The organism is Bartonella sp. AP65SXKL (assembly GCF_042195725.1).
GTDB lineage: Bacteria > Pseudomonadota > Alphaproteobacteria > Rhizobiales > Rhizobiaceae > Bartonella.
In genome coordinates this window covers 125791-133214 of record NZ_JBHIOW010000005.1, presented here as the reverse complement: position 1 = coordinate 133214, position 7424 = coordinate 125791, and the positions used below count along the sequence as shown (strand labels likewise).

Annotated in this window: 5 protein-coding genes and 1 pseudogene; 2 read left to right on the top strand and 4 right to left on the bottom strand. The window is 39.7% G+C overall.

Going from position 1 to position 7424, the window contains the following annotated elements:
* Positions 1 to 1179 precede the first annotated feature (1179 nt).
* The 4 genes and pseudogenes from ACFIMP_RS04900 to fumC form a co-directional block, all read right to left on the bottom strand.
* On the bottom strand, positions 1180 to 2067 hold the full coding sequence (locus tag ACFIMP_RS04900) for an outer membrane protein (RefSeq protein ID WP_375621582.1): 888 nt from the start codon (positions 2065 to 2067) through the stop codon (positions 1180 to 1182).
* 625 nt (positions 2068 to 2692) lie between these two features.
* Positions 2693 to 2911: pseudogene (locus ACFIMP_RS04895) on the bottom strand (lyase family protein); the annotation flags it as partial.
* Positions 2912 to 3578: 667 nt separating this feature from the next.
* The gene (locus ACFIMP_RS04890) at positions 3579 to 3770 is read right to left on the bottom strand and encodes a hypothetical protein (protein WP_375686088.1); all 192 of its coding nucleotides are present in this window, start codon (positions 3768 to 3770) and stop codon (positions 3579 to 3581) included.
* A gap of 133 nt (positions 3771 to 3903) precedes the next feature.
* Positions 3904 to 5292: a class II fumarate hydratase gene (gene fumC, locus ACFIMP_RS04885; protein WP_375611602.1), complete on the bottom strand. Its 1389-nt coding sequence runs from the start codon at positions 5290 to 5292 to the stop codon at positions 3904 to 3906.
* 227 nt (positions 5293 to 5519) lie between these two features.
* Here fumC and groES point away from each other — a divergent pair, with 227 nt between their 5' ends.
* The gene (gene groES / locus ACFIMP_RS04880) at positions 5520 to 5816 is read left to right on the top strand and encodes a co-chaperone GroES (RefSeq protein ID WP_005774667.1); all 297 of its coding nucleotides are present in this window, start codon (positions 5520 to 5522) and stop codon (positions 5814 to 5816) included.
* 58 nt (positions 5817 to 5874) lie between these two features.
* The coding region (groL, locus tag ACFIMP_RS04875) for a chaperonin GroEL (protein ID WP_375686087.1) at positions 5875 to 7424 on the top strand (1550 nt) is incomplete at its 3' end.

The window sequence follows — 7424 nt, the reverse complement described above, 5'->3', positions numbered from 1 at the left end:
GTCTTGAATTTGAGTGTGTTTGGTTTGAAGCGTTGTCGTATGACATGAGGGGCGTGATCGCCAAAAAGATATGTGAGCAACAAAAACATGGGGTAGTGCGTAATCTCCACTCTTTAAAAGACAGGAGCTTTAGAGGCTTAAAAAATAGTGCTTTAGAGGCTTTATAGATTTTATATTCTTGTAGGTGCTTTCGCAAAATGGGCTTGAGGGTTTTGAGAGCTGTTTCTTTAAAACACGCATGTGAATTGGCAACCAAAGTGTCTTGAATTTGAGTGTGTTTGGTTTGAAGCGTTGTCGTATGACATGAGGGGCGTGATCGCCAAAAAGATATGTGAGAAACAAAAACATGGGGCAATGTGTAATCTCCTCTCTTTAAAAGACAGGAGCATGAGAGGCTTAAAAGATTATGCTTTAGAGGCTTTTGAAAGTCGTAAAGCAGAGGGAAATGGTAAGATTGGAAATTGGTTTTTACCTTGACAACTTCATGTGCTCCCTAAATGAAGCTGTCTCCCCGTTATAGAAATTACATAAACAGAGAACCGCAATATTCTCTCTCCACTCTTGGCATATAATAGCGGTAAAATACTGTTGTTTGAAGTGTGGTCATATAGGGCATACTTCCTTGAAACGTTACAGTATTTTTTTCGGTGTGTGTTGGATATTCTTCAGTGTTTGTCTTGCTTGAGATTTAAGGGCATTCCATGAGGAGGAGCCCAAAGAAGCCCGCCCAATATCCCCCAATATCTCCCAAGAGTCTCCAAGGGTTTTTGTGCTTTTATAAACGGACATGGTGTTTAAAAATGGGTGTTTAAAAATGGGTTTTTAGAATCTTTATCCTTTAAGAGCGGGGAGGCCAAGTCAACATCATCTTATAAAACTGCAATTGATGCACAATATCCATATTTATTTTAAAGAAATATCTCTTAAATAACGGCTCTCATTTATTTTACGATGGCGCCCAGTGGTATGATGGTAAAGCTTTTATATTCCAAAGGCATTACATGAAAGGCTGAGAGGATAGGAGCTTGCTTTAAGAGAGGGAGAGGCTTTATTGTTTTGTGACTATTTGTTTACAGTTTAGTACAGGTTTTTAGAATCTACGTCTTTTTAGGGGGAAAGGGGCATTAAAAAACCCCGTTTTTAACAGGGTTTTTTAATCGTTCAACTTTTCTAAAAAATTTAGAATTTATAAGCGATACCAAAGCGAACATCATGCGTTTGAGAAGAGATTTTAAGGTTATCGTTTGCAAATTTCTTTTTAAAAAAATCTGAATAACGATATTCTGTCCGCATAATGATATTATCTGTCATTGCAAGATCAAAACCACCACCAACAGTGTAACCAAACATTGTTTTTGTCTCATCTAACACATTGCCAGAAGCAAAAATTGTCGAATCTTCTTGCGATTTTGATAAAAGTGACATGATATATTGCATCTGTCTATAGGCTATACCCCCTGCAATATAAGGCATAAGACGATGGGAAGCAAAACCTATGCGCGCGCGCGTGGCACCAGACCACGTTTCTTTCAATGTTACACTGCTAACAACAATGTCACCATAGTTGGATATCGTTTCACCCTGAGCTGCAGGTTTTATGATAGGAATCCCAGCTTTTTTAAAGGCAATGTTAATGGAGTTTGATTCATCTAGAATTTTCTTTCCATTGTCTGTTTGGGTGCTTTTCCTCCCAGACCAGACCATATCGGTATCAAAACCGAAAACAAGATCTCCCAGATCAATATTAGAACCTGCATACAAACCTGCTCTCAATCCTGATAGTTTCGGTGATAAATCTCTATCAACCCAAGCCCACTTTCCGTCCCTGGCTTCTTGTGCATAATTTAGAGTATTTTTATTGGAAAAATATCCAATTTGTCCTCCAAAATAAAAACCAGACCAAGAAAAAGGCGCAGAAACAGTAACCGGTGAAATACGTGATGACGAAACATCTTGCAATGAAACCTTCGGTTCTGATTGCTTAAAGATTACTGTATCTGCTGCTTGCGCTGTTGAAGCGGTAATGAAGGTGAAAATAGATAGTGCAACTAAACATTTTGTTTTCATAAAAACGTCCCCAATTTATTTCAGATACAAATCGTATTATATACGAATTGGTTAAAAAAATCTATATTTAATATCATTATGAAAACTAAAACATTCAAAAACTCTATAATTATCCATATTTAAGCGTTCTTGAAACTTGTTTTCATGCTATTATCCCGCGTTTATATTGATTTTTCAGTATTTTTATATACTCTTTCAGTGTTCTCTGTGTTTTAGAAAAAATTATAGTATAGTAAACAAGCTTTCTATTTGTTAAAAAAATATTACTTTATATACATTAAAACACTTTTTGTTATTAAATGTATTATCCATTACGATTGACACCAATGTGCTTAAATATTCAATTTATCGTAAAAATGCATATTGGCACCGTCATATTCGTTGCTCGTTTTTGATATTGCATAGCTTTGTATTGCGGTAGCCTTTTGAGCACTCGAGGGGATGGGCGACTTTATTTCTTTTTTATCTATATGCCACTTTTGCTTATAATAATCTAAGCGAATAGTTTTGATTGATTGAATGGAATACGAAGAATCAGAAGGAGTAAAGTGCGAGAATCTCAAGTCTCATGAGGTTTCTTATGCGCCATGTAAAACGGATAAACTCTCCGTTCCGTTCACTTAAAGCCGGAACGTGGATGAGAGCCTAAAAACTGAAAGTCGTTGGCGATTTTAAAGAGATTAGCGCGTGCATTCAGGTTTTTGTGGAAATGGGTGAGGGCGCCATAATGGGCAAATGCCTCCAATTTCTTGCGAGCTGTCAAGGATATCCCGTCAAAGAGTGGATTGTTTCAGCAAAGGTCAAAACCTTTCGGTGCATTGAATTTTGTTCCAACAGCTGTTCCTCTATTGAGCACCCCCATCTTCACGCTTCATAAAAGAGACATTTTTCAATGTTCCTAAACCCATTTCATGACAGCGATTGTGAATGATATAATAATAAATCTATTGAGCACTCCCATCTTCACGCTTCATAAAAGAGACATTTCGCAATGTTCCTAAACCCATTTCATGACAGCGATTGTGAATGATATAATAATAAATCTATTGAGCATCTCTTTTACGCTTCATAAAGGAGCACGCCGGTACCATTACTATATTTGCCAGTTCGTGGGGTTGTTGTGACAGTCCTCTCCACAATGTTGTGACAGAGGCCCCTTTGTCCGTTGTGACAGTCCTTGGCACTTGAGGTGGTTCATTAGAGGCGTTTGTAGTCCTTATCGGATACAATTTCTATTCATACATTCATTGCGTTTGTGATGTGCAAGTCAGTGATTTTGATTGATGCAACATGGGACCGATTTAAAATGAGAAAATCTTACGGTCTTTAGGATTCTCGTTCAATATGGATAACGCTAGATTATCATTATAAATAAACACATTATCTCATTGAGATAAGAGTTATCTACCCAATGTTATCAATAATGATAACATTGTAAAGCGTAACTACGATGAATTCATTAATTATACTTCGATTGAAATTATGTCTATTAATACCGATTTTTTTTGAGCTCATTCTGTTTGGTTGATAGCTAATAGATTTTCAAAATCAAAACGCGAAGCTAGAATGAAAAACACCTGAAGGTCATATCCATTTAAATCACTTTCTGCCAGTATAGCCATTGGGTGTTGAGCTATGACTATCCATGCCTTTCCAAAACCGTTGTGCCTTTTAAGTACAATATAAGCAACAAAAACACCCATAGCATAAATGCGGCTCAGAGCCTAAAATGAACGCTGTGGGTAATTGTTATCGGTCATCATCGGGGTGTTTACACCCCGATCTTTTGACAGAAAGATTTGTTTTAAGATGTTTGCATCTTTTTTAGTGGGTTGTTTATTGGGGAGCAATCATCTTTTTAGGATCAACTAATCGGTCATAATCCTCTACAAAAACACCTGCTTTTAATGCTTCGGTGCGCAAAGTTGTATCATTTTTGTGCGCTGCTTTGGCAATTTCAGCAGCTTTTTCATAGCCAATTTCTGGTGCAAGAGCTGTGACTAACATGAGTGAGCGCTCCATGAGCGAGTGAATATGAACACGATTGGCCCGTAATCCTTGAATGCAATGCATATCAAAAGAACGCATGCAATCACCAAGAAGGGTAATTGATTGTAAAACGTTATAGCCAATAACAGGTTTATAAACGTTGAGTTCAAAATGTCCTTGGCTTGCGGCAAAGGTTACGCTGGTGTGATTACCAAAAACTTGGCATGCGACCATGGTTAAGGCTTCACATTGCGTGGGGTTGACTTTGCCGGGCATAATAGAAGATCCGGGTTCATTTTCAGGAAGACTGAGTTCCCCTAAACCGGAACGTGGACCAGAGCCTAAAAAACGAATGTCATTGGCAATTTTAAACAGATCAGCAGCGAGAGCATTCAAGCTCCCGTGGAAATGCGCAAGGGCGCCATGATGGGCAAGTGCTTCAAATTTATTGCTGGCAGTTTGGAACGTTATTTCTGTGAGAGTGCTCACTGTTTGCGCAAAAGCAACGTCAAAACCTTTTGGCGCATTCAGCCCTGTGCCAACAGCCGTACCACCTTGAGCAAGCATTTGGACATCGGTTAGAGCATTTTCAATACGCTGAAAATTGGCTTCTAATGCGGCACGATAGCCTGAAAATTCTTGCCCTAAGGTTAAAGGGGTTGCATCTTGCGTATGGGTGCGGCCGATTTTAATGATATCTGCAAATTCTTGCTCTTTTTGTTTTAATGTCGCAATAAGAGCTTCAAGGATTGGCAGTAAGTGTTGGCGTGTTTGCAACGTGGTGGCAATGTGAAGCGCCGTGGGAAAGGAATCGTTCGATGATTGGCTCATATTGACATGGTCATTGGGATGAACTGGTTTTTTGCTTCCAAGTTTTCCTCCCAAAATCTTACTAGCACGATTAGCAATGACTTCATTGACATTCATATTGCTTTGTGTGCCAGAACCTGTTTGCCAGACGGACAGTGGAAAATGCGTATCAAAATCGCCAGCAAGCACTTCATCAGCGGCGGCAATAATTGCTTTTCCAATATTTTCTGGTAGTTTTCCTTTGCCCATATTTACAATCGCTGCTGCTTTTTTGACAAGGACTAAGGCATAGATGATGGCAAGAGGCTGCTTTTCACTGCCAATATTAAAATTATGCAGAGAACGTTCAGTTTGTGCGCCCCAATAACGATCTTGACGTACCGAAATCGTTCCAAAGCTATCCGTTTCCTGACGTGTTTCAACCATGATAAGATCCTTTTTTGTTCACGGGTTCTCAAAAAAGATAGATAACGCGAAAGTGCAATAAGAGGCAAGACTTTGAAGCTTCATTTAGAGAAATTATTTTTATGGCTATTCTTGACATTGAGAGATGCCGATTTTATATCTAACACATGCTAGCACTCGTAATTTGAGAGTGCTAGCAAGAACTTTTAAGATTAATTCAATTATGTTCAGTTTTAAGGATTTAAAACATGGCTAATATACAATTCCGCCCACTTCACGACCGTGTCGTTGTCCGTCGGGTTGAATCTGAAAATAAAACGGCTGGTGGGATTATCATCCCTGATACAGCAAAAGAAAAACCCCAAGAAGGCGAAGTGATTGCTGTTGGCAATGGCGCTCTCGATGATAACGGAAAGCGCGTGCCTTTAGAAGTCAAAACAGGAGACCGTATTTTGTTTGGAAAATGGTCTGGAACTGAAGTCAAGATTAATGGGGAAGACCTCCTCATCATGAAAGAATCTGACATTATGGGAATTATGGGCTAATTGAAGCACTTAGTTTTTCATTGTGTACTATTTTGAGAAAACTCCAAGGAGAAATTAAATGGCTGCTAAAGAAGTCAAATTTGGCCGTGAAGCGCGTGAGCGTTTGTTGCGCGGTGTCGACATCCTTGCTAATGCTGTTAAGGTGACACTCGGCCCTAAAGGTCGCAATGTGGTGATTGATAAATCATTCGGTGCGCCTCGTATCACAAAAGATGGTGTATCCGTTGCAAAGGAAATCGAACTGGAAGATAAGTTCGAAAATATGGGTGCACAAATGTTGCGCGAAGTTGCTTCTAAAACCAATGATATCGCTGGTGATGGAACAACAACAGCAACTGTTTTAGGACAAGCTATTGTGCAAGAAGGTGTTAAAGCTGTTGCTGCGGGCATGAACCCAATGGATCTTAAACGTGGGATTGATGCTGCTGTTGAAGAAGTGGTGGCAAACCTCTTCAAAAAAGCAAAAAAAATCCAAACTTCAGCAGAAATTGCACAGGTGGGAACAATTTCCGCTAATGGCGCTGCTGAAATCGGTAAAATGATCGCTGATGCTATGGAAAAAGTGGGCAATGAAGGCGTCATTACCGTTGAAGAAGCTAAAACTGCTGAAACGGAATTAGAAGTCGTTGAAGGAATGCAATTTGACCGTGGGTATCTTTCCCCTTATTTTGTCACAAATGCTGAGAAAATGGTCGCTGATCTTGATGATCCTTACATTCTCATTCACGAAAAGAAATTGTCTAATTTGCAATCTCTTCTTCCTGTGCTTGAAGCTGTTGTTCAGTCTGGAAAACCACTTCTCATTATCGCTGAAGATGTGGAAGGTGAAGCTTTGGCAACGCTCGTTGTCAACAAATTGCGTGGTGGTTTGAAAATTGCTGCTGTAAAAGCTCCTGGATTTGGTGACCGTCGTAAAGCAATGTTAGAGGATATCGCTATCTTGACATCCGGACAGGTTATTTCTGAAGATGTGGGCATTAAACTTGAAAATGTCACTTTGGATATGCTTGGACGTGCAAAGAAAGTGAATATTTCTAAAGAAAACACCACCATTATTGATGGTGCTGGACAAAAGGCTGAAATTACTGCTCGCGTCAATCAAATCAAGGCTCAGATTGAAGAAACAACTTCTGACTATGACCGTGAAAAATTGCAAGAAAGACTTGCTAAACTCGCTGGTGGTGTTGCTGTTATCCGTGTGGGTGGTGCAACAGAAGTTGAAGTGAAAGAAAAGAAAGACCGTGTTGATGATGCTTTGAATGCAACACGTGCTGCTGTTGAAGAAGGTATTGTTGCTGGAGGTGGTACCGCATTGTTGCGTGCAGCAAATGCGTTGACCGTTAAGGGAAGTAATCCTGACCAAGAAGCTGGTATTAGTATCGTTCGTCGTGCTCTACAAGCACCAGCGCGCCAGATTGCAAGCAATGCTGGTGAAGAAGCCGCTATTATTGTGGGCAAAGTGCTGGAAAATAATGCTGACACTTATGGTTACAATACCGCAACTGGTGAATTCGGTGATTTGATTGCTTTGGGAATTGTTGATCCTGTGAAAGTTGTGCGCTCTGCTCTTCAGAATGCGGCTTCAATTGCGAGCCTTCTGATCACAAC